The organism is Bacillus paramobilis (assembly GCF_038096195.1).
GTDB lineage: Bacteria > Bacillota > Bacilli > Bacillales > Bacillaceae_G > Bacillus_A > Bacillus_A mobilis.
Window position 1 is genome coordinate 4,269,321 of sequence record NZ_CP151108.1, and the last position, 17,139, is coordinate 4,286,459.

A 17,139-nucleotide genomic window follows, 5' to 3' on the forward strand; every position below is an offset into this window, starting at 1 on the left:
CCAAGTAGATAAACGACGAATTTCTGTTCCCTTTTATTTTTTGATAACAAAATAATCACTCCAACCAAAAATGCTATAATAAACCCAATCAAACTAAGGGGGCACTTTTATCTTGCACGGAAAACACATTCAATTTCACAAGTTTGGTAACCCAAAAGATGTATTACAAGTTGAATATAAAAATATAGAACCATTAAAAGAGAATGAAGTTTTCGTTCGTATGTTAGTTAGGCCAATTAATCCATCTGACTTAATTCCAATAACGGGAGCGTACGCTCATAGAATCCCTTTACCTAACATACCTGGCTATGAAGGTGTTGGTATTGTAGAAGATGTAGGTGCGGGCGCTACTAGAGACCTTATCGGTAAACGTGTTTTACCGTTACGCGGAGAAGGTACTTGGCAAGAATATGTGAAGACGTCAGCTGATTTTGTAGTCCCTATTCCGGATTCTATTGATGATTTCACAGCGGCACAAATGTATATTAATCCTCTTACGGCGTGGGTTACTTGTACAGAAACGTTAAACTTACAAAGTAATGACGTTTTATTAGTGAATGCTTGTGGGTCCGCTATTGGACATCTATTTGCGCAGTTATCACAAATTTTAAACTTCCGATTAATTGCTGTTACAAGAAATAATAAGCATACAGAAGAGTTACTGCGCCTTGGTGCTGCATATGTAATTGATACTTCCACTGCCCCGCTTTATGAAACAGTTATGGAATTAACAAACGGGATTGGTGCAGATGCTGCGATTGACTCTATCGGAGGACCAGATGGAAATGCATTAGCTTTCTCCTTACGTCCAAACGGGCACTTTTTAACGATCGGTCTTCTATCAGGAATACAAGTGAACTGGGCAGAGATTGTCACGAAAGCAAAAGTACACGCGAACATATTTCATTTACGACATTGGAATAAAGAAGTGTCACCATATAAATGGCAAGAAACGTTTCGTCACTTAATTCGCTTAGTAGAAAATAAACAATTACGTTTTATGAAAGTCCATTCTACATATGACTTAGCGGATGTGAAAGCGGCGGTTGATGTCGTGCAGTCTGCTGAGAAAACGAAAGGGAAAGTGTTTTTGACGAGTTATTGAATGTAAAGGAAACGTATACGTTTAAATAACAGTATTCGTTAAAACTTCTTGTTTTAATTTAAGATACAAATTGGTAAAACGTTTTATTTCATTTTGATATTTATGGAGGTTCCTATGTCCGCTATAGGTTTCTATTCCTACTTCGGTTAGTTTATTAATTACTAATTTCCATTCCTCCCATACTGTTGTTTCGCTTAACATTCCATTATAAAATTTATCAAATTGATCAATAAGATAGAAGTTTGATAATATCTCTGATACATCCCTTTTTGCGCTTAAGGCAACAATACAAAAAGGGATTATTTTTTGTGTCGTTGGTATAGATTCTCTAGTAAAACTCATTCTCTTTTCTAACCAATGATTGATATCCAAAACACCAAATGCTGTATCAATAGGAATCCATTGTTTGAGATTATTGTTGTAGTACTCCAGCCACCTATGATCGTTATGATTCCAACCAAATATCGAATAGAAATCCCCATGTTTTTCAATTAAATTAAGCGAAAAGTTTTGTCTTTCCATACTTTCGGAATGAGAATTTATTTCCAAGATCCACCTAGTTTCTATTCCTATATGAGTTAATACTTTTTCGACTACCTTTGCCTGCTCTGCGCAATTCCCTGCTCTTCTTGCTAAAATCTCTTCTACTGTCCTTTCCACGTAATCAGTTTGTACCCATTCAAACTCTTCATTTAACCAAGCAAAGATTGTATTCACTTTTTCGCTTTCATCTTTTATTCCTTGTATTCTCTCATTAATTTCATTAGATATTCCAACATTAAATTCCAACTTCAAGTTCCCCCTTTACCTTTTCATCTACAATATTTTAACATATTTCTTAATTTTCAAATATCAACAGTCTCATTCTGCTCCATACTTACATTGTCTAAAAATAACATTGTCAACCGAACTTAAATTGGTTATCATAAAAACGAATATAACAGGAGATGAGCAGATGAATATGAACGAAAAGAAATCTTTTTCAAAAGTTTCTCGTCGGAAATTAGTCGATGAAGTGCTAGAACGTCTACAAGAGAAAATCTTTTCTGGCGAGTATGAAGTTGGCGACCGCCTCCCTACAGAGCCGCAATTAATGGAAGAGCTAGGGGTAGGACGTTCAACATTGCGAGAAAGCATAAAGATATTAGTACATGCTGGCATATTAGAAGTTCGACAAGGACAAGGTACTCGTATTGTTTCACTCAATACAACGCAAGATTCATTTGAAAAACGACTGCAAGCAGCTAATATACATCATGTGTATGAAGCACGAAATATGTTAGATAAAGAAGTAGCAATGTTAGCGGCACAGCGCCGAAGTGACGAGGATCTTTTATACTTAAAAGGACATTTGAGTAAAAGAAAAAATGCCCTTCAAGAAGGAAATTATGTAGCATACATAGATGCAGACATTCAGTTTCATCTAGCCATTGCAAAGGCGAGCAAAAACGAAGTTCTACTTGATTTGTATGAATCTTTCGTACCTGCCCTTCGTCACATTTTAAGCCAATTCATATTACATACAGCGAACTATGAAGATAACTCTGACATTCATGAAAAGTTATTCCAAGCGATTTTAAAACAAAATACTGAAGAGGCACGAACATACGCTATTCAAAATTTGGAGCTGAAATAAGCTCCTTATCTATTACACACAAACATCAGATGATATACTCAATAACATCTGATGTTTAAGAGAGGGGAAAGTGAAATTGAAACATCAAGAACGAACTTATTTGTATATACTAGCACTATTTTTTATTTCTATTAATTTACGTATCGGAATTACATCTGTTTCACCTTTACTAGAAACAATCCGACAAGACTTACACATAAGCAATTTCTCCGTTAGTTTTTTAACAGCTATTCCTGTTTTTTGTATGGGGACATTCGCCTTACTGACTGGGAAGGTAATTAAAAAATATGGGGCAGAAAAATCAATTATGGCTTGTCTTATTTTAATTGGCTTAGCAACATGTATGAGGGCCTTTACCTTTTCTATTTCCACATTATTCGCGAGCGCTTTATTTATCGGTATTGGCATTGCACTTGCAGGCCCGTTACTATCAGGGTTTATTAAAGAAAAATTTCCTACAAAAATCGGCTTAATGATTGGCATATATTCAGTAGGTATGGGAACTGGTGCTTCTTTAAGTGCAGGATTAACGATTCCTTTACAACATGTATTAAAAGGATCTTGGAATATGGCACTCGCTTTTTGGGGTGTACTTACGATTATTGCTATTATATGTTGGTATCCCGTTATGAAACGAAAAAAGAATACGAGTACACAAAATAAAAAGAATAGTAGCTTACCTTTAAGAAATAAAAAAGCATGGTTGTTCACAATCTTTTTCGGGATACAATCAGGAATCTTTTATTCCATTACGACTTGGCTTGCGCCGGCAAATCAAAGTATGGGGGTAAGTAGCGAACAAGCGGGGACTCTTATAACTGTTTTTACAGTAATTCAAATGATATGTAGCTTTTTCATTCCAACATTAGCGGATATTTATAAAAACAGAGCACTTTGGTTATTAGGAAGTATATGCTTTGTACTCGTAGGTTTATCGCTTATGATTCACCCATTAACTACACCATGGGTCCCTTCTATCCTACTAGGTATCGGGCTCGGCGGGGTATTTCCACTCGCTCTTATGCTGCCGCTATATGAAACAAAATCTTCAGAAGATGCGAGTGCATGGACTGCTATGATGCAATCAGGAGGATATATTATAGGCGGATTCATTCCCGTCCTAGCAGGAATCGCTCGTGACTATTTTAATAGTTATACGCAAGTTTTTATTATAATGACACTTTTAAGCTTCATTTTATTCCTATTAACTTTAATCATGAATAAAATGAAAAGAAATGCAGAAGATCTTGTCTCCGCTTAAATTAAAAATGTTAATATATGGTATAATTTAATTAAAAACGAAAGGAGCTTCTAACATGTGGTTCATTTCGGCAATTTGGCCTGTTATACTAGTCGGGGGAATTGTAGTATTTGTAATAAAAAGATTGGAACATAAATATAAGCACGGCAAATTGGGTAAGAAAAAAACTCAAAAAGCTCAACTGTTATTAGATAGTTTCATACCTATGGGAATGCTTGTTGGCTGTATGATCGGTTTGATTTTCGGTATGTTTTTCCCGGACTTCTCCCTGCTTTCATTTAGTTTAGGGGCCGGAATAGGCTATTTATTTGGTTATTTCGCCTATGAAATTTATAGTAAGACAGGAGATAATTTTTCATACTCCAAAAAGAATAATCAGGACAGTACATAGTCGTCATATACAATATGTACTGTCCTTTATTTTTGCATCAATGCTATCACCTTACCTTCCACATCCTATATACCTTTTCTTACCTCAAATAACAATTTTATTATTTGTCATATAATTAACACCTTCGTTAAACATATATAAAGATTGTTGTATTTCTTACTTTTCTCTTTGAAAACAATATATACTACATTTGAAATAAGCAAGTGTGTCTGCTTATTATCTAAATTCCCGTGCAATACCCCCTCACGAAATGCTAGGAGCAATCCTAGCATTTTTTACAATAACGTTTTGCCCACTTTGAACATATGTAATTATAATTTCTTGTCAACGTTAGTCATAAAACAAAAAAAATCCCCTCAAAGCATAAACTTCAAGGGGGAGCCTGTTTTTTCATTTACTTATATACGTACAGCTGTACCACTTACAGCAACCATTAACATTCCATCACGAACAACCTCGTAATCTACGTCAATACCAACGATAGCGTTCGCACCTTTTTGTTTTGCAAGTTCTTTCATTTCATCCATTGCGATATCACGAGCTTCTTTTAGCTTGCTTTCGTAAGAACCAGCACGACCACCGACAACATCACGAACAGAAGCGAATAAATCGCGGACAATATTTGCACCCATAATAGCTTCACCATTTACAATATCGATATACTCAATAATTTCTTTACCTTGAATTCCAGACGTTGTTGTTACAATCATGACTGACACTCTCCTAATAAGTTGTAGTTTGAATAAGCTTTCTTATGTCTTTATTATGACATGGAAAAAGTATCTAATCTATTGAATTACCTTACAGGAGTGTGACAATTTTGTAAGAATAAAGCGCCTATTCTATTTAATAAAGCGCTTTAACATTTGGATACATAAACGATTCTCTATTTTCTTTCCAATCCTTTTCTACTTCTTTAAAAGTTGGTCGCCCTAACTCTTCCTTGTTTTTCTGTTTACGAAACCATTTCTTTACATACTTCTCTCCATTTTTGTTTTGAACTGTACAAAGGAAACTGTTACTACTATCCTTTACTATTTTTACAATCACGAAAAGACACCTCTTCCCTTTTAAATAACATAATAGAACTTGATCTTTTACTATAAGCCCTTCCTCTCTTATAGTCATACGACTCCTCGGTCGCGCCAAAGTTGTAAGATCAAAAAACGATATTCACTATATTTAATATGTGACGTACATATTATTTAAAGAAATCGGAGTTATAAGCATTATGCTTATCAAATATTTTATAAATCTCTAACTTATCATCTAATGTTGCATCTACTAAAATTAATATATTTCCATCATAAATGTATTCTTCATATTTCTTAGCATGTTCCTCAGGGATTCCTAAGCCGATAAATGCTCCTATTAAACTTCCAGCTCCTCCGCCAATACCGGCTCCTCCGATAGCTGCTGCGATAGGTCCTGCTGCTACGATTGGACCCATTCCAGAAATGGCAAGTATACCAAGACCTGTTAATAAACCTCCGAGTCCGCCTGCTACTCCTCCTGCCACAAGCCCTGTCGCTGAAAAGATATCCGCTTTATGTGCAGTTTCATGATTCACTTTTTCACCCGATTTTTCTTCCAGATGTTCAATTTCCTTTTGATCCTTTGCAATAGCTGAAATATTATCAGCTGGATATCCTTTATCTTTTAATTCATTAATAACGAATGCCGCATCATCGATTTTTCTAAAAACACCTACTATTTTTCTATCTACATTCATAACTATTAACCTCCTAAAGTTTTATATAATGTATCTTTATCTTTCTTCATTTCTGTATACACTAATCTTCTTATTAACATAACCATTTATGAAAAAAGCGAATAGTAAAAGCATTACAAGCGAACTACTTAACAAGTAAATTAAATCAAATGTAATATCAATCATCAGTTCATTCATGTATACCAGACTCCTTTTTATTTAAAGTAAAAGTATATTTTTATAGACTAGAAATCTTACAATTCATCTTCAGTCAATCTCTTTGTAGTTTATGTATACCCTTCGTAACCCTTTCTAAACATAAAAAACTATAATTATATTTTTTCTTATTTATATGTTTAACATTTTTTAAAACGGGTATGTTTATATTGTTATGCTTACTATATGGAAAGGAATATTTCGATGAATGCAATCCAATCTACTACTATTCTTTATAATGAAACACCTACAATAACGCAGATTCATCATTTTTATGCTTTAATGACAACATTTCAAACAACTTTATTTATAGGTAAACACGGAACACTTACTTCCATTAAAAACTTAAGCACATTAGTATCCTTTTTCCTTACTGTCAAAAAGAAAGAACTTGTATTATTTATCTTTGAAGGAATAGATGCAAAAAAAGCTTTAAGAACACTCTTTCCTTCTTAAAAATTTTGTTATCCCCCCTATTCCCTCGATTGTTACTTTTCATATATGTTTTTATATTTCAAAATGATTTCCTCAATTCAAAAAGAGACCCCCTAATACAATAGGGGGATTTCTAGTTTGGCCTTACGAAAACTGATATAATATATATTACGTTTTTTATTCTGTACAATTGAAAATTGTTAATAACCTTGAAGGTAGGAATTTTTAATGAACTCGAAAGCAAGATTTAGTATTCGCTACAAAATTATGGCTGGTTATTTAGTTATCATTTTGTTCTTACTTATTTCTTTCATTATGCTAAACAATGAGATTTCCAGTTTACAAAAATCTCGTAATTTTATTATTGATCACGATTTTAAAGTTCTTAATTTAACGAATCAAGTGGAGAAAGAATTACTAACAATTGAAAATAAAGCGAAAGGATTTATCACTTCTAATGATGCAAATTACGTTCAATCCCTTAACGCTGCGGAAAAGGATTACGAAAAACATTATCAAGATCTTTTTGCTCTATTAGAGGATAACCCCTCTCAGCAAGAAAAGTTAAAACAGATTAATGAAAACATTACTAGTTGGATTAATAAAGAGATTCACCCACTTATTACAAATAGCAATAGTAATAACGTACAAGCAATCGATACGACTCAAATTCAGTCACTACAATCGCAGGTAACGAACTTCCGTAGTGTAGAGGAGCAACTAACGAAGAAAAGAGCTGCACAATTAGATACCGAAAATAATAAATTAGAGCTTTGGTTATACAGTTTGTTGTTCTTACTTTCTTGTATTTCTATTATCGTTTCACTCTATATTTCGAATTCCATTACAAAAACGATTAAAAATGTAATTCAAGCTATTAAATCCATTTCTTCTAAAGAAAAAATTACGGAAAGAATTCATGTAAACACTCATGATGAGATAAAAGATTTGGCTCATACAACGAACCATCTACTAGACGAAATATCGAAAAGAGAGTGGTTGCAAACCGAGCTTGCAGAATTAATTTTAATGTATCAAGGTGTATCTTCTATTGAGATGTTAGGGAACAAAATTCTTAGTGGAATGATACAAAAAACGCAAACTTCTTGCGGTGCATTTTATGTACGTGAAGAAATTGAAGACACTGTCTACTATGTGAAGAAAGCTTCTTTCGCCGATCAGGGTTCTGATGTTGGGAAGCAATCCATTAAAATGGGTGAAGGTTTAATTGGGCAATGTGCTTTAGAAAAGCAAAGCTTTATTCTTAGAGAAATACCAGAAGAATTTCGTTATGTCACTAGCGGCTTATTAGAAATACGCCCTCAAAACCTACTAGTTATCCCTATCTTATTTGAAGATGAAGTGATTGCAGTAATGGAGTTAGTAAGTGTAACTGACATTTCAGATTTACATCAAGATTTAATTCAACAAACTGTTGATAACCTAGGTTTAACGATCCATAGTATTATGGGACGTATGCGAATTCAAACTCTTTTACATGAATCACAAGCAATGACAGAAGAGTTGCAAGTTCAATCAGAAGAATTGCAAACACAAGCTGAAGAACTACAAATGCAAGCCGAAGAATTAAGAACAACGAATGAACAACTAGAGTCTAGAACGGAAGAGGCGGAGCAGAAGACAGCTGACTTACAAATTACTAAATCAGAATTAGAAGAAAAAGCAAGTGAGTTATTACGTAGCTCAAAATACAAATCTGAATTCCTAGCAAATATGTCACATGAATTACGCACACCGTTAAATAGTATTTTACTATTATCTGAAATGTTAAGAGAAAATCATGATAATCATTTATCCGACGATGAAATTGAATTAGCAACCGTTATTCATTCATCAGGGAAGGATTTACTTACTTTAATTAATGACATACTAGATTTATCTAAAGTAGAAGCTGGCAAACTAGACATCATTTTTGAAGCAACGAACATAAGTGATATGGCAGCAAATATGCATCAAAACTTTTTACATATAGCTGCACAAAAAAATGTCGAATTTACTATTGAAGACAGTGCTATTATTCCTGATTTGTTTTATACAGATGCAAAACGGATTGAACAAATTATTAAAAACTTATTATCCAATGCATTTAAATTTACGGAAAAGGGATTCGTTTCTTTACATTTCGATTCAATAGAAACAGCCAATTTAAGTCATGAAATGCAGTCTATCAGTAATGATTGGATGAAAATTTCGGTAAAAGATACTGGTATTGGTATCGCTAAAGAACAGCATCAACTTATTTTCGAAGCCTTTCAACAGGCAGATGGCGCAACGATTCGAAAATACGGTGGTACAGGCTTAGGGTTATCTATTTGTAAAGAGTTTGCTAGATTATTAGGTGGTTGGATTACGTTAGAGAGTAATGTAGGAGAAGGCAGTACTTTCACCGTATATATCCCTAACCTTCCAAATGGGTTAACTGATATACAAGTATCCAATTTAGAAGTTGCAGCAACGATAGAAGATGTTATTCCTGCTGAAGTTGTTGAGGAAACTATCGTGACGCCAGAAACAAATAACGTCTTCCAAGAGAAAACTATTTTAATTGTCGATGATGATCATCGAAATATATTTGCATTACAAAATGCATTAAAAAAACAACATGCCAACATTATTACTGCGCAAAACGGCATAGAGTGTTTAGACATACTAAAAAACAATACAAATATTGACCTTATTTTAATGGATATTATGATGCCGAATATGGACGGTTATGAAACGATGGAACATATCCGAATGAACTTAGGGTTACATGAAATACCTATTATCGCATTAACTGCTAAAGCAATGCCAAATGATAAAGAAAAATGTTTATCTGCTGGCGCTTCAGATTATATAAGTAAACCATTAAATTTACATCAACTCTATTCAGTAATGAGTGTATGGTTAATAAAATAAGTGAGGTTTAGTTTAAGTGGAAAATAAGTATTATAATTTTGATCCATCTGTAGATATGGATAAGCGCACGAACTTAGAAATTGAATTACTATTAGAAGCGGTATTTAAACTATCTGGCTTCGATTTTCGCCAATATGCTCGCACATCTATTTATAGAAGAATTTGCAATCGAATGCAGCTCTCTAATATACCAACCATTTCAAAGTTAATTGAAAAAGTAATTCATGAGGAAGGGGTTTTAGAACAGTTATTAAATGATTTCTCCATTAATGTAACTGAAATGTTCCGTAACCCTAACTTTTTTAAAGCGCTAAGAGAGCATGTGATTCCTGAATTAAAAAAGTATCCTGAAATTAGAATTTGGCATGCTGGATGCGCAACTGGTGAAGAAGTATTATCAATGTCCATCTTACTTCACGAAGAAGGATTAAGTGAAAAAGCTGTTATTTACGCAACAGATATGAATACAGATGTGTTAGAGAAAGCAAAACAAGCTATCCTTCCGTTAAATAAAATGCAAACTTATACGAAAAATTATTTACAAGCTGGCGGTACACAAGCATTTTCTAACTATTATTCAACAGATAATCGTTTTGCTTATTTTAATCCATCACTGTTACAAAACATTATTTTTGCGCAACATAATTTAGTAACTGATCAATCTTTTAACGAATTTCATATTATACTTTGCCGTAACGTCTTAATTTACTTTACGAGTAAACTTCAAAACCAAGTACAGCAACTATTTTATGAAAGTTTAGGTCACAACGGATTCCTATGTTTAGGAAATAAAGAAACTCTCCGTTTTTCACATATAATGCCGCATTATATCCAGTTTAATCCGAACGAACAAATCTATCAAAAAATACAATAAAAAGCGTATGAAATCCCCTTTTTGGATTTCATACGCTTTTTATTTCGCATTCGTTTCTATCATAATGAGGCACATATCATCTGATTGTTCTTTCTTCTGTTCTTCCTTATAAAACCCTTCGATCTCTTCTTCTAAATCTCCCCATTTTCTGTCTGTAAAAGCACGTAACTTCTCTTCAGCCTCAAATTCATCATGTGCAATTGCTTCAAGAACACCATCTGTAAACAATACGATTTGAGCGTTTTCCTCAAAAGGTATAACTGTCTTTTCAACTTTTATTTCATCAAAAAATCCTACTGCACAACTCCCGTGATTTAGTTCCACTACATTCGCTTCATCAACTAAAACGTATCCAGAAGGATGTCCTGCATTTACATATTCAATTGTTCTCTTTTCTGTATCAACTACTAAGTATATCGCTGTAAAATAATATGGGATATTGTCATTCTCATTATGTAAGAGAGTCATATATTTATTTAAGTCTTTAATGACAAGTTCTGGATCGATTAAACATTTAATCGTTTCACGTAATACAGACGAGATAAACATACAAACTAATGAAGCAGATATACCATGTCCCATCACATCTAATAATATAATACCGTAGCGGTTTTCATCGATTTTATACCAATAATACATATCTCCAGCTAATTTAAATGAAGGTAAGTAACTTGCTTCAATTTTTATATGATCTTCTCGTAATGGGCTACTTAATAAGTTTCTTTGTACTTGCGTTGCTAAATCTAATTCATTACGAAGGTTTTCTTCTTGTTCTTTATGCCAATTTAATTCCGATTTCAAGCGTAATGCTACACGCATACGCGCTAACAATTCAACTTTATTTATCGGTTTCGTAATATAATCCATTGCCCCTATATCTAGCGCTTCAGCTAATTTATTCGCGTCTTCTAAAGCTGTTACAAAAATAATAGGAATATCTTTAAACTTCTCCTCGTTTTGTAATCGCCTACAAACTTCAAGTCCATCAATTTCAGGCATCATAATATCTAATAGTATTAAATCAATTTCATTATGCCTGGAAGAATCTTTTCCAAAATGGATGTATTCGAAAAGCTCTTGTGCAGAATTAAGCGATACAAGATCCTGATATCCGGCTTGTTTTAAAATTTTTTCAATTACAAAGATGTTAACCGGATTATCATCGACAATTAAAATGGACACAAGTTATTTCCCCTTTTCTTATTTAAAATGTAAATCTATTATCATTTTCTATTTTTCTAGTATTGCACACTCAGTTATAAAATGAAAATTTCCTACTCAAACATATTTATACAGCAAAAGAACAAACCCCCTAGAAATGAGAGTTTGTTCTTTCACTCTATAAAGTGAAACTTTAATCAGTGGGGGGTTTCTTCATCCCCCACTGATTATTAGTTGAACCAATCGGACTTTTATGGGCAGTTAACCCCCCACCTAAATTCTTTGCTTTCGCTGCATTTTGAGGTGGGGGGTCTTACTGCCCATTAAAGTGGGGTAAAGTTCCACTATTAATTTAACACCATTGCTTTGTCGCTTAAAAGACGATCTAATTCTTCCATATGATTTGTTTCATCTGCGATCATATCTTCTAACTTTACAACTAACTCTGTCATATTTAATTTCGCGGCCTGTTCTTTTCTCGTTTCATAGCGCTTAATTGTTTCATATTCTGATTGTCTAGCTTCTTCTAACATTGCTCTAACATCTTCTACTTGTTTCACTGGTAAAGGAATCGTAGTAGGTGTACCACCTAACGTCTTAATTTTCTCCGCTAAATATAGGGCATGTCCTTGTTCATCACTAATTTCAGATTCAAAGAAGGGTTTTAACACTTGTCTATATATACCAGAAACTGTAGCTGCATTATGGTTATACATAATAATTGCCGAGTATTCTCCTGCTAAATCTTCATTCAATCCTTTGATTAGTTCTTTCACATCGTGTGACATTTTAATATCTCCTCCTATACTTAATAACTACCCCTTTTCTCATGTTTTAAACATAATTCTTTAAAATTTTTATGTATCTAAAAATGCTGCTTGCTTCAATTTACTTATCGCTTGTCTTTTAATACGAGAAACATGCATTTGTGAAATACCTAACCGTTCCCCTGTATCCTTTTGATTTAAATTTTCTCCAAATATATAATGAATAACACTCTTTTCCGTATCATTTAATACGTTAAAAATATCCTTTAAAACGAGACGTCTTTCTGTTTCTTCATATCCTTGCTCTACTTCACCTACAGATTCAATTCTCGCCACCGAACTTCCATCAGATGAATTTTCAACTACATCATCTAAGGAAGATACTCTATAATTATTTTTCGCATCCATAATTTCTAGCACTTCCTCTTCGGAGAGTTCCAAATGATCCGCAATCTCTATAATCTTCGGTGAACGTTGCAGTTGATCTGTTAGCTCCTCTATCGCAAGTTTAATCTTCCCGCCTAAATCTTTAATTCGCCTTGGAACATGAATACCCCAAGTTTTATCACGTAAATACTTCTTTATTTCCCCTACTATCGTAGGTATTGCAAACGGCTCAAAAGCATTTCCTATCGAATAATCATACCTTCTTATTGCGCCTAAGAGCCCTAACATTCCTACTTGTATAATATCCTCATGCATCGGTCCACCTTTTGAATAGCGATATGCAATGGAATGTACGAGATTTTTATAGTGATTAACCAACCTTTCCTGCGCTTCATCACATTGATTTTGTTGAAAGTCTGCAATTAGTTTAATAACGTCTTCTTTAGCAAGATTTGTAGGTTGAGATTGGATTTCCATCATTCTCCACCTGCTCTCTTTGTATATATTTTGTCATTAAAACTGTCATGCCCTCATCATGCATAATTTGTATATCATCCATTAACGTATTGATTAAATATAAACCTAAACCATTTTCCGGCAAATGCTCTACTGGTTTATTAATATCATACGGACCAACTTTCCTTTTTAAAGTGCTGAAATCAAAGCTAACCCCATTATCCGCAACCATAATTTCTAATCGATCTTCATATAGACCAAAGACAATTGTAATTTCTCCAACGTCTTCTTTATATGCATGTTGTACAATGTTTGTACATGCTTCACTAATAGCAATTTTCATATCTTCTATATCGTCATAAGCAAAGCCCATTCGATTCGCAACACCAGCCATTGTTAAACGAATAATAGCCACATATTCTGCTTTTGCAGGAATTTTCATTTCTATCTTTTCAAATTTCTCCATCATCCCTAGTCACCTTCTTTCTACTTTTTCAAAATCGGAATTCAAATTTAATATTTCTGTTAGTCCTGTAATATCAAATAATCTTTTTAGTCTTTTAGAGACACCAATAAATTCTAGTTTGCCATCATTTTTCTTAATTGCTTTTAATAGCGCTATAAAAACGCCTAAACCTGTACTATCCATATAATCTACCTTATTAAAGTCTACTACTATATAAACCTCTTTCTCACTTGCAATAGGCATGATCTTATTTTTTAAATCTGATGCCGTATACGCATCAATTTCACCATTAAGTTGTACTGTATAACCTAAATCATTTTGCAAAATATTTATTGCCAAATTCATCATTTCCGCCCCCTTATCTCAAGCTACTACTATTTAATTACCCATAAAAATTAGTTTTAAACATATTTTTTAATTTTAATTATAAAGTGAAACTTTAATCAGTGGGGGTTTTCTTCATCCCCCCACTGATTATTAGCCTTCACCAATCGGACTTTTATGGGCAGTTGATTCCCCACCTAAATTCTTTGCTTTCGCTGAATTTTGAGGTGGGGGTCTTACTGCCCATTAAAGCGGGATAAATAAATTTTCTACACCTTTCTCAGCTTAATGCTTAAAAAATACTACCAAATGTTTAAACCTTGTAAATTTGTGTATGTATAATGTATAAACATTATTTTTAGGGGGATCTATCTATGGAAGAGCACAACTTTAAAAAGGGAGATTTCGTTCAATTTTCTTATCGACACGATCATGCTACAAAATTAATTGGTTCCATTATTAACATACTAACGAATACAATTGTAGTTGATATAGGTAATAGCGAGGACTTATCCCATATAGAACCAAGGCAAGTCGTAAGAATAAATAATTGTGAAAAAGTAACGATGGTTTAATACATAATAGAAAGTGTACTGTTAATGAGTGGAGGTCTTCATCCTCCACTCATTTCTATGCAGATTACATGAAAAAAGCATCCAAATTAGTTTAATTGGATGCTTTTTTATGTATATTTATCAGTTCATTCACTTTATAGCTATATATAATAAACTTAAGATTACTATTCATTATCATACTTACGCTTTCCGTAGCATTCTAGAAAAGAATGTAACGATTAAAATAAAGACGATTGCACCTAATAAAGCTGGAAGAATAAAGATGCCTCCCCATTCAGGACCCCAATGACCAAATAACGCACTACCTACCCAAGATCCGATTAATCCGGCAATCACATTACCAACTATACCTAAAGGAAAGTCTTTTCCTGTAATCATTCCAGCTAACGCACCAATAAGTCCACCTACAATACACGTAATAATAAGTCCCACAATGAAACCTCCTATATTATTTTTATATTGGATTTATCAAGCTTTGGTATGTAACCAAAGCTTGATAAACATGTATTATTCTTTATGATCCAATCCATCATTTATCTTTTGTTTCACTTTTCCGACTTTTTCTTTTATAGTTCCTTTTGTCTTCTCCCACTTCCCTTCATTTTTCAACTCTCTATCTTCTGTAACTTCACCAATTCCTTCTTTTACTTGTCCTTTTTTCTTTTCAACTTTACCCGTAATTTGTTCTTTCAGCCCGTTTTCACTCATTTTTATAATCTCCTTTTCGTAATAGATTTATAGATTTAAAGAGTATACATGCATCTTCTTTCTTGTAACCATTCACCGACTCTTTCTAAATCCTTAACGAATAACAAGATTTTTCCTTCATCCAGTTTTTCTTCATAAAAGTTAGCTTCTTCCTCATTAAGTCCTAACTCTTGCATCTTATTTCTTAACTGATCTCCCGTTTTTTGAAAGACGTTAATAATGCTTGTCCCAAGTCCCTCTTCTTTTATTCCAATTGTATTCACATCTGCATTGTCTGCGATTCTATCTGTCCTTTCTTTCTCATGTGTTAATACGTAAATATCTTTTTGGTCTATTCCTTTCTTCACTAGATCATTCGCCGCATTCATGACCTCTTTCTCCGTAATAAATTCATATACAAAAGGTTTACTATACTTCGTTTCCATCTTTAACTTCCTCCTCTAAAATGAATTATTTGTTATATTATATGTAGTACACCCATTTTCGAAATGTTAAACATAAAATATGAAAAAAATTATGTGAATTTTGATTTTAATAGAGAATGAACAACATAATTTACCACTTTAAAACATTTTTCCTTACAATAACTACCTTAATTAACAGAAAATTGTTATAATTAAACATAAGGAGGGATATTATGAAAAAAATCATATCTATATGCGCTCTAACCGCTCTATCTTTCACTTTAATAGGATGTACAAGCACCTCAGCTACAGACAAATCTCCACAAACTAAACAAGAACAGAAACAAAATGCCTTTCAATTAAACTCCGCAAATATTACAGACATTGAAATACTTAGCACGATAAATAACAACGTTTCAAAATCTCAAACAGATAACGAAGAAATGATAAAATCAATCGTTTCAGCAGTTCAAAAAGGCACTCCTAAATCAATTACATTAGATCAAAAAAAGAGAGAATCTGTGCATTCTACTATTACCGTTACATATAAAGATGACGCAAAAGAAGAGTTTCTTGTGTGGGTTGATAATAAGGAGCAAATTACGATTGCTAAAAATGAGAAGAAAGATAAGGTGGAAGGCGTGGTAGTGAACATTAAAGATGCAAAAATGATGAAAGATTTCTTTTAAAATTCTAATATAATTGATGTTAAAAAAGAGTAGGACTACATCCTACTCTTTTTTAATCATGTCCAATAAATAAACTTTTATAAAGTGAAACTTTAATCAGTGGGGGTTTTATTCATCCCCCACTGATTATTAGTTGAACCAATCGGACGTTTACGGACAGTTGATCTCCCACCTAACTTCTTTGCTCCAACTGAGTTTTGAGGTGGGAGTTTTACTGTCCGTTAACGCGGGATAAAGTCTATTTAAGGTCTAATTTTGCTAAATCATGTTGTAAAACATTATTTCCTTCTTGTGGATTAAATACTATTGCACTAAGACCAAAAACATTCGTAACAACATCTCTATCTTTCGAACGAATGATTCTTACTTCATAAGCAAAAACTCCTGGAGGTAGAGCTGCTGAACGAAAAGTAACACGTCGATTAGGTGCCAATGTTTGTGTTGAAGGGTCTACTAATGGTAACAATACCGGAGAACCCGATGACCAATCAAACATTTCAACAGTTACTGTATGAGTATCATCTGGATCAACATTCATAGCTTCCACAGTAAGAAACAACGTAGCGGAATGTCTACGTAATACACCCGTTGACAAAGTTTCATTGTGATGTTTATGACATTTTTTAGGAGGATGACCATGGCCATAACTCATAT

The 17,139-nt window shown here is 33.4% G+C and carries 23 protein-coding genes; 9 read left to right on the plus strand and 14 right to left on the minus strand.

Going from position 1 to position 17,139, the window contains the following annotated elements:
- The first annotated feature begins 109 nt into the window (after window positions 1-109).
- On the plus strand, window positions 110-1,105 hold the full coding sequence (locus tag AABL52_RS21915) for a zinc-dependent alcohol dehydrogenase family protein (protein ID WP_341519745.1): 996 nt from the start codon (window positions 110-112) through the stop codon (window positions 1,103-1,105).
- Between the two features lie 21 nt (window positions 1,106-1,126).
- On the opposite strand, the gene AABL52_RS21920 is transcribed toward AABL52_RS21915, so the two are convergent.
- A complete protein-coding gene (locus tag AABL52_RS21920) occupies window positions 1,127-1,894 on the minus strand; it encodes a transglutaminase-like domain-containing protein (protein ID WP_341518403.1) in 768 nt (255 codons plus the stop codon).
- Between the two features lie 166 nt (window positions 1,895-2,060).
- On the opposite strand from AABL52_RS21920, the gene AABL52_RS21925 reads away from it, so the two are divergent.
- The 3 genes from AABL52_RS21925 (at window position 2,061) to AABL52_RS21935 (ending at window position 4,393) form a co-directional block, all read left to right on the plus strand.
- Entirely contained in the window at window positions 2,061-2,741 is a 681-nt protein-coding gene (locus tag AABL52_RS21925) for a FadR/GntR family transcriptional regulator (RefSeq protein ID WP_074651653.1), read from the plus strand.
- A 76-nt stretch (window positions 2,742-2,817) separates the two neighbouring features.
- A complete protein-coding gene (locus AABL52_RS21930; RefSeq protein ID WP_341518404.1) occupies window positions 2,818-4,002 on the plus strand; it encodes a CynX/NimT family MFS transporter in 1,185 nt (394 codons plus the stop codon).
- Window positions 4,003-4,057: 55 nt separating this feature from the next.
- Window positions 4,058-4,393: a hypothetical protein gene (locus AABL52_RS21935; RefSeq protein WP_341518405.1), complete on the plus strand. Its 336-nt coding sequence runs from the start codon at window positions 4,058-4,060 to the stop codon at window positions 4,391-4,393.
- Between the two features lie 398 nt (window positions 4,394-4,791).
- On the opposite strand, the gene AABL52_RS21940 is transcribed toward AABL52_RS21935, so the two are convergent.
- The 4 genes from AABL52_RS21940 to AABL52_RS21955 all read right to left on the minus strand — a co-directional run bounded on the left by AABL52_RS21940 (window position 4,792) and on the right by AABL52_RS21955 (window position 6,302).
- Window positions 4,792-5,103 (minus strand): YbjQ family protein, encoded by a 312-nt coding sequence (locus tag AABL52_RS21940; RefSeq protein WP_000637510.1) that lies wholly within the window; start codon window positions 5,101-5,103, stop codon window positions 4,792-4,794.
- Window positions 5,104-5,239: 136 nt separating this feature from the next.
- Window positions 5,240-5,443 carry a DUF4028 family protein gene (locus AABL52_RS21945; protein ID WP_000635880.1) on the minus strand — a complete coding sequence of 68 codons (204 nt, stop codon included), beginning with the start codon at window positions 5,441-5,443 and terminating at the stop codon, window positions 5,240-5,242.
- Between the two features lie 151 nt (window positions 5,444-5,594).
- Window positions 5,595-6,125 (minus strand): general stress protein, encoded by a 531-nt coding sequence (locus AABL52_RS21950; protein ID WP_341518406.1) that lies wholly within the window; start codon window positions 6,123-6,125, stop codon window positions 5,595-5,597.
- Between the two features lie 36 nt (window positions 6,126-6,161).
- On the minus strand, window positions 6,162-6,302 hold the full coding sequence (locus AABL52_RS21955; RefSeq protein ID WP_001004256.1) for a hypothetical protein: 141 nt from the start codon (window positions 6,300-6,302) through the stop codon (window positions 6,162-6,164).
- Window positions 6,303-6,524: 222 nt separating this feature from the next.
- On the opposite strand from AABL52_RS21955, the gene AABL52_RS21960 reads away from it, so the two are divergent.
- From AABL52_RS21960 to AABL52_RS21970, 3 genes are all read left to right on the plus strand, one after another.
- Window positions 6,525-6,776, plus strand: coding sequence for a hypothetical protein (locus tag AABL52_RS21960; RefSeq protein ID WP_000991709.1), 252 nt, complete (start codon window positions 6,525-6,527; stop codon window positions 6,774-6,776).
- A gap of 207 nt (window positions 6,777-6,983) precedes the next feature.
- Window positions 6,984-9,674, plus strand: coding sequence for a response regulator (locus tag AABL52_RS21965; RefSeq protein WP_341518407.1), 2,691 nt, complete (start codon window positions 6,984-6,986; stop codon window positions 9,672-9,674).
- Window positions 9,675-9,690: 16 nt separating this feature from the next.
- Window positions 9,691-10,548 carry a CheR family methyltransferase gene (locus AABL52_RS21970; protein WP_000429033.1) on the plus strand — a complete coding sequence of 286 codons (858 nt, stop codon included), beginning with the start codon at window positions 9,691-9,693 and terminating at the stop codon, window positions 10,546-10,548.
- Window positions 10,549-10,587: 39 nt separating this feature from the next.
- Here the strand turns inward: AABL52_RS21970 and AABL52_RS21975 are convergent, their stop codons facing one another.
- From AABL52_RS21975 to rsbV, 5 genes are all read right to left on the minus strand, one after another.
- The gene (locus AABL52_RS21975; RefSeq protein ID WP_341518408.1) at window positions 10,588-11,730 is read right to left on the minus strand and encodes a fused response regulator/phosphatase; all 1,143 of its coding nucleotides are present in this window, start codon (window positions 11,728-11,730) and stop codon (window positions 10,588-10,590) included.
- Window positions 11,731-12,056: 326 nt separating this feature from the next.
- Window positions 12,057-12,497 carry a ferritin-like domain-containing protein gene (locus AABL52_RS21980; protein WP_341518409.1) on the minus strand — a complete coding sequence of 147 codons (441 nt, stop codon included), beginning with the start codon at window positions 12,495-12,497 and terminating at the stop codon, window positions 12,057-12,059.
- A 69-nt stretch (window positions 12,498-12,566) separates the two neighbouring features.
- Window positions 12,567-13,343 (minus strand): RNA polymerase sigma factor SigB, encoded by a 777-nt coding sequence (sigB, locus tag AABL52_RS21985; protein ID WP_341518410.1) that lies wholly within the window; start codon window positions 13,341-13,343, stop codon window positions 12,567-12,569.
- On the minus strand, window positions 13,306-13,788 hold the full coding sequence (gene rsbW, locus AABL52_RS21990) for an anti-sigma B factor RsbW (RefSeq protein WP_061678677.1): 483 nt from the start codon (window positions 13,786-13,788) through the stop codon (window positions 13,306-13,308). Before rsbW ends, sigB begins: the two co-directional genes overlap by 38 nt.
- Window positions 13,789-13,794: 6 nt before the next feature.
- The gene (rsbV, locus tag AABL52_RS21995) at window positions 13,795-14,133 is read right to left on the minus strand and encodes an anti sigma b factor antagonist RsbV (protein WP_044444094.1); all 339 of its coding nucleotides are present in this window, start codon (window positions 14,131-14,133) and stop codon (window positions 13,795-13,797) included.
- Window positions 14,134-14,483: 350 nt separating this feature from the next.
- Here rsbV and AABL52_RS22000 point away from each other — a divergent pair, with 350 nt between their 5' ends.
- Window positions 14,484-14,684: a methyltransferase gene (locus AABL52_RS22000; RefSeq protein WP_000390990.1), complete on the plus strand. Its 201-nt coding sequence runs from the start codon at window positions 14,484-14,486 to the stop codon at window positions 14,682-14,684.
- A gap of 180 nt (window positions 14,685-14,864) precedes the next feature.
- Here the strand turns inward: AABL52_RS22000 and AABL52_RS22005 are convergent, their stop codons facing one another.
- The 3 genes from AABL52_RS22005 to AABL52_RS22015 all read right to left on the minus strand — a co-directional run bounded on the left by AABL52_RS22005 (window position 14,865) and on the right by AABL52_RS22015 (window position 15,817).
- Window positions 14,865-15,116, minus strand: a complete 252-nt coding sequence (locus tag AABL52_RS22005) for a GlsB/YeaQ/YmgE family stress response membrane protein (protein WP_000522902.1) — start codon at window positions 15,114-15,116, stop codon at window positions 14,865-14,867.
- 75 nt (window positions 15,117-15,191) lie between these two features.
- A complete protein-coding gene (locus AABL52_RS22010; RefSeq protein WP_097843688.1) occupies window positions 15,192-15,392 on the minus strand; it encodes a CsbD family protein in 201 nt (66 codons plus the stop codon).
- A gap of 35 nt (window positions 15,393-15,427) precedes the next feature.
- A complete protein-coding gene (locus AABL52_RS22015; RefSeq protein WP_061678673.1) occupies window positions 15,428-15,817 on the minus strand; it encodes a general stress protein in 390 nt (129 codons plus the stop codon).
- A gap of 212 nt (window positions 15,818-16,029) precedes the next feature.
- Between AABL52_RS22015 and AABL52_RS22020 the strand changes: the two genes are divergently transcribed.
- Window positions 16,030-16,485 carry a lipoprotein gene (locus AABL52_RS22020; RefSeq protein WP_341518411.1) on the plus strand — a complete coding sequence of 152 codons (456 nt, stop codon included), beginning with the start codon at window positions 16,030-16,032 and terminating at the stop codon, window positions 16,483-16,485.
- A 238-nt stretch (window positions 16,486-16,723) separates the two neighbouring features.
- On the opposite strand, the gene AABL52_RS22025 is transcribed toward AABL52_RS22020, so the two are convergent.
- On the minus strand, window positions 16,724-17,137 hold the full coding sequence (locus AABL52_RS22025) for a hypothetical protein (protein WP_341518412.1): 414 nt from the start codon (window positions 17,135-17,137) through the stop codon (window positions 16,724-16,726).
- Window positions 17,138-17,139 lie beyond the last annotated feature (2 nt).

What these genes read in the sequence shown, in the direction of transcription:
- AABL52_RS21925 (WP_074651653.1), top strand. Translation starts at nt 2,061, where the DNA reads ATGAATATGAACGAAAAGAAATCTTTTTCAAAAGTTTCTCGTCGGAAA.
- AABL52_RS21935 (WP_341518405.1), top strand. Translation starts at nt 4,058, where the DNA reads ATGTGGTTCATTTCGGCAATTTGGCCTGTTATACTAGTCGGGGGAATT.
- AABL52_RS21940 (WP_000637510.1), bottom strand. Translation starts at nt 5,103, where the DNA reads ATGATTGTAACAACAACGTCTGGAATTCAAGGTAAAGAAATTATTGAG.
- AABL52_RS21950 (WP_341518406.1), bottom strand. Translation starts at nt 6,125, where the DNA reads ATGAATGTAGATAGAAAAATAGTAGGTGTTTTTAGAAAAATCGATGAT.
- AABL52_RS21955 (WP_001004256.1), bottom strand. Translation starts at nt 6,302, where the DNA reads ATGAATGAACTGATGATTGATATTACATTTGATTTAATTTACTTGTTA.
- AABL52_RS21960 (WP_000991709.1), top strand. Translation starts at nt 6,525, where the DNA reads ATGAATGCAATCCAATCTACTACTATTCTTTATAATGAAACACCTACA.
- AABL52_RS21965 (WP_341518407.1), top strand. Translation starts at nt 6,984, where the DNA reads ATGAACTCGAAAGCAAGATTTAGTATTCGCTACAAAATTATGGCTGGT.
- AABL52_RS21980 (WP_341518409.1), bottom strand. Translation starts at nt 12,497, where the DNA reads ATGTCACACGATGTGAAAGAACTAATCAAAGGATTGAATGAAGATTTA.
- sigB (WP_341518410.1), bottom strand. Translation starts at nt 13,343, where the DNA reads ATGATGGAAATCCAATCTCAACCTACAAATCTTGCTAAAGAAGACGTT.
- rsbW (WP_061678677.1), bottom strand. Translation starts at nt 13,788, where the DNA reads ATGATGGAGAAATTTGAAAAGATAGAAATGAAAATTCCTGCAAAAGCA.
- rsbV (WP_044444094.1), bottom strand. Translation starts at nt 14,133, where the DNA reads ATGATGAATTTGGCAATAAATATTTTGCAAAATGATTTAGGTTATACA.
- AABL52_RS22000 (WP_000390990.1), top strand. Translation starts at nt 14,484, where the DNA reads ATGGAAGAGCACAACTTTAAAAAGGGAGATTTCGTTCAATTTTCTTAT.
- AABL52_RS22010 (WP_097843688.1), bottom strand. Translation starts at nt 15,392, where the DNA reads ATGAGTGAAAACGGGCTGAAAGAACAAATTACGGGTAAAGTTGAAAAG.
- AABL52_RS22015 (WP_061678673.1), bottom strand. Translation starts at nt 15,817, where the DNA reads ATGGAAACGAAGTATAGTAAACCTTTTGTATATGAATTTATTACGGAG.
- AABL52_RS22020 (WP_341518411.1), top strand. Translation starts at nt 16,030, where the DNA reads ATGAAAAAAATCATATCTATATGCGCTCTAACCGCTCTATCTTTCACT.
- AABL52_RS22025 (WP_341518412.1), bottom strand. Translation starts at nt 17,137, where the DNA reads ATGAGTTATGGCCATGGTCATCCTCCTAAAAAATGTCATAAACATCAC.